The 2,518-nt window shown below is 38.0% G+C and carries 3 protein-coding genes; 2 read left to right on the top strand and 1 reads right to left on the bottom strand.

What is annotated here, in order from left to right:
- Window positions 1-15: 15 nt before the first annotated feature.
- The gene (locus BFL01S_RS19345) at window positions 16-588 is read right to left on the bottom strand and encodes a DedA family protein (RefSeq protein WP_138117049.1); all 573 of its coding nucleotides are present in this window, start codon (window positions 586-588) and stop codon (window positions 16-18) included.
- Window positions 589-795: 207 nt separating this feature from the next.
- On the opposite strand from BFL01S_RS19345, the gene BFL01S_RS19340 reads away from it, so the two are divergent.
- Complete coding sequence (locus BFL01S_RS19340) at window positions 796-1,977, top strand: DNA polymerase IV (RefSeq protein ID WP_231882774.1); 1,182 nt, start codon at window positions 796-798, stop codon at window positions 1,975-1,977.
- Window positions 1,978-2,095: 118 nt separating this feature from the next.
- Window positions 2,096-2,515, top strand: a complete 420-nt coding sequence (locus BFL01S_RS19335; protein ID WP_156474961.1) for an organic hydroperoxide resistance protein — start codon at window positions 2,096-2,098, stop codon at window positions 2,513-2,515.
- The last annotated feature ends 3 nt before the right edge of the window (window positions 2,516-2,518 follow it).

The raw sequence follows: 2,518 nt of genomic DNA, 5'->3' as shown, positions 1-2,518 counted from the left end.
GAGGATTGGCTTTTTTCATTCTTTACTACGCATTTTTCGCTTTTTATAGGCTAAGCTTCCAACACTGATGGCAATAAACAAAATAGTGAATTGAGAAATGGTTTCAAATGAAGCGGCATCATCAACTTTAAACCCCCATAAAAAAAACGCAAACGTCCAAACCAATCCAAATGAAAATGTTGTTGTTATATAATTAAGGTGAGGCATTTTCGTTGTTCCTAAAAATAATGGCATAACGTGTCGCATTCCCGGCAAGAAGAAGCTGAGCATAATGCCGAAGGAACCGTATGAGGTAATGAGGTTTTCAATTTCATATCGCTTTTTTTGAAAGCGTGATTGAGAGAGAGCTTTTATTGTTTGCTTGCGAAACCATCTAGCAAATAAGAATTTAACATATAAGCTAAGCATCATGGCACTGTAAGTCAAGAGAAAAGCAATAAGAGGGTGAAAAGTAGAAAGAGTGGCATGGTTACCTGCAAGCATAATAAAGAGAGGATCTGGAATAGGTGTGAAATTAGCACCAATGATGATTAATAAAAAGAAATATCCATATCCAAACTGTTGAATTACTGTGATAATCTGATCCACCACGGCGTTTCCCCCATTTTTGTCAAAGTTATTATAGTATACGAATGCTTCAAAGGGATGTTCATCAAACAATCCGCCCGTTTTTTACTCTTTGTCCATCATATTACAAACCGCTATAGAATTATTCACATTAATTGTTTTTTGGTTTAAAATAAGAACATACATTCTGTTGGTTCGGATAGAAAGAAGGTGAGTGTGTTGAAAGGCATGTATCCAAAAAAGGGAAGAGTCATATTGCATATTGATGTTAATGCTTTTTATGCATCGGTGGAAGAAGCGCGTAATCCGGCACTGAAAGGAAAACCTATGGCCATTGCGGGTAACCCAAAAGAGCGTAGAGGGATTGTGGTAACGTGCAACTATGCGGCTCGCAATAAAGGAATATATGCACCGATGCCATTATGGGAAGCTAAAAAAATTTTTCCTCAGCTAATTGTGTTAAAACCAGATTTTACTCTTTATCGCAAAGTATCAGCGCAAATGTTTTCTTATTTATCAACGATCTCTTCTATTCTTGAGCCTGCTTCTATTGACGAAGGATATCTAGATATAACGGATTGCTTTCATCAAGGTACGCCACTCGAGATTGCACAGCGAATACAGAACGATCTTTTGAATGAGTTACAAATACCGGTCTCAATCGGCATTGCACCAAATAAGTTTTTAGCTAAAACGGCAAGCAACATGAAAAAACCGCTTGGAATTACAATTTTAAGAAAGCGCGATATTCATCAGAAACTTTGGCCACACCCAGTGGTTTATATGCATGGTATAGGTAATAAAACCGCTGAGAAGTTGAATGCCGTTCATATCCATACGATTGAAGAGCTAGCGCACGCAGATGATCATAAGCTAAAGGCCACAGTTGGAGTAAGAGGAGTAGAAATGAAGCAAAGAGCTAATGGGATTGACGATCGACCTGTAAATCCAAATCGCAGGTCGGAATTTAAGTCGATTGGACATTCAAAAACATTAGCGAAAAATATGACGGATGATCGGGAGATGGTACCGATTTTAAATGATCTCGCTGAGTCTGTTAGTAAGCGAATGCATGCCAAAAAAGTAGTCAGCAAAACGATTCAGTTAACCATTCGCTATAGTAATTTCAAAACAATTACAAGAACCCAAACCATTGATCAGTGGACCAATCAGTCAAAAGTGTTGCTTCATTGGGTAAACAAGTTGCTTCAAAAGCATTGGAACGGTGAACCAGTTCGCTTGTTAGGGGTAGCAGCTCTACAAGTAGAACGAATGAACGATCGAAATCAAGAGCAGCTTAGTTTATTTACATATGAACGGCACGTAAAAGATGAACCGCTCTATAAAGCAGTTCAGCAGCTTCAAAGTAAATATGGTGATGAAATTATACGAAAGGGGTTAAAAAAATAATGGAAGAGAGTATAGAACGACATGTTTCAATCCACTCTAAAAGGGTAATATATCCATAGAGCGTGCAAGAGCTTTTTTGCATGAGCATGGACTTTACAATTACGTATATGAGGTGATTTTGATGTCAGTTTTATTTACTTCAAAAGCAACAGCAGTAGGTGGGCGTGAAGGGTACGTCAAATCAGATGATGGCCTAATTAATCTAGATTTAGTAATGCCTTCACCAAACAATACAAAAGAAGGAACGAATCCGGAGCAGCTTTTTGCAGCAGGATATGCTTCTTGCTTTGACGGAGCTTTAAATCTAATTGCTAAAAAGCAAAAATATTCCATCGAATCATCAATTACGGCTGAAGTTAGCTTAATGAAAGACCCAGCTGATGATGGGTTTAAGTTAGCAGTAACGTTAAACGCTCATTTAAAAGGGGTATCTCAAGAAGAGGCTGAAAAGCTAGTGAAGGCAGCACATGAATTTTGTCCATATTCAAAAGCAACTAGAGGGAACATTGACGTAACGTTAAATACGACGGCTGAATAAAAA

Source organism: Priestia flexa NBRC 15715, from assembly GCF_001591565.1.
Lineage (GTDB): Bacteria > Bacillota > Bacilli > Bacillales > Bacillaceae_H > Priestia > Priestia flexa.
Note: the sequence above shows the minus strand (reverse complement) of the source record. Positions and strands in the feature narration are given on the sequence as shown.